General features: G+C 41.3%; 1 protein-coding gene. It reads left to right on the top strand.

Annotation, left to right across the window (positions count from 1 at the left end):
* On the top strand, positions 1–1,164 hold a 1,164-nt coding region (locus QM847_RS08260), incomplete at both ends, for a Spy0128 family protein (protein WP_414354971.1).

The raw sequence follows: 1,164 nt of genomic DNA, 5'->3' as shown, positions 1-1,164 counted from the left end.
CTGAAGCAGGCGAGCACGAATACGTGTTGACAGAAAAAGCTGGATCAGTAGCAGGAGTTGAATACTCTAAAGAAAGCCACACAATCCATGTCTCAGTAGTAGATAATGGCGAAGGCAAACTAGTTGCTACTGTTAAAGAAGAAGATTCAACTCGTAAGTTTACAAACAAATATAAAGCAACACCAGCTGAAGCAGTCATCAAAGCAACTAAAGAATTAGTTGGTAAAGAACTTGCTAAAGAACAATTTGAGTTTGAATTGAGCGAAGGCGGAAACGTCATCGCAACATCATCAAATGGTAAAGAAGTTGAGGGTGTTGAAGTTGCAACTGATGAAGTAGCCTTCAAACTTTCATACACTGAAGCTGGAGACCACGAATATACAATTACAGAAAAAGCTGGTTCGGAAGAAGGAGTTACATACTCAACTGAAAGTTACACAATCCATGTCTCAGTAGTAGACAACGGCGAAGGCAAACTAGTTGCTACTGTTAAAGAAGAAGATTCAACTCGTAAGTTTACAAACAAATATAAAGCAACACCAGCTGAAGCAGTCATCAAAGCAACTAAAGAATTAGTTGGTAAAGAACTTGCTAAAGAACAATTTGAGTTTGAATTGAGCGAAGGCGGAAACGTCATCGCAACATCATCAAACGGTAAAGAAGTTGAGGGTGTTGAAGTTGCAACAAACGAAGTAGCCTTCAAACTTTCATACACTGAAGCTGGAGACCACGAATATACAATTACAGAAAAAGCTGGTACAGCAGAAGGAGTTACATACTCTAAAGAAAGCTATACAGTTCATGTTAAAGTTGTAGATAACGGTGAAGGTAAACTCGTAGCTACTGTTACAGAAGCAGATGAAGCTCGTAAGTTTACAAATACTTACACTCCAACAACTGAAGCTCCAACAACTGAGGCTCCAACAACTGAAGCTCCAACAACTGAGGCTCCAACAACTGAGGCTCCAACAACTGAGGCTCCAACAACTGAGGCTCCAACAACTGAAGCTCCAACAACTGAGGCTCCAACAACTGAAGCTCCAACAACTGAAGCTCCAACAACTGAGGCTCCAACAACTGAAGCTCCAACAACTGAAGCTCCAACAACTGAGGCTCCAACAACTGAAGCTCCAACAACTGAAGCTCCAACAACTGAGGCTCCAA

Source organism: Streptococcus timonensis (assembly GCF_047463455.1).
Classification (GTDB): domain Bacteria; phylum Bacillota; class Bacilli; order Lactobacillales; family Streptococcaceae; genus Streptococcus; species Streptococcus timonensis_B.
This window is presented reverse-complemented; position numbering and strand designations above follow the sequence as displayed.